Raw genomic sequence first — 286 nt, 5'->3', positions numbered from 1 at the left:
CAGCGGAATAGCGACAACACGTCGGACTGCAGACCGGACAGCGGCCAGAACGACACCACCAGCTGCGACAGCAGCAGGCACAGCATGGCAACCAGGGTTTGCGGCCAACGTTGGCCGCGCGTCACCGCCCACACCAGCAACAGGCCGCCGAGTAGCCCCAGCGCGACATTGAGATTGACCCACTGGAAGAACAATGCCGGCTTCAGCAGCGCACCGGCGGTAACCAGTTTCAGCACGATCACCGTCAGCAGGAAGTAGACGATGGCGCGCAACTGGTACTGGCGCC

The 286-nt window shown here is 63.3% G+C and carries 1 pseudogene; it reads right to left on the bottom strand.

The features are described from left to right. Positions 1-286, bottom strand: a pseudogene (locus ACZ9W6_RS17675) (VanZ family protein); the annotation flags it as partial.

This window comes from Vogesella lacus, from assembly GCF_979366295.1.
The sequence above is the reverse complement of the archived record's forward strand: the minus strand, read 5'-3'. Positions and strand labels throughout refer to the sequence as shown.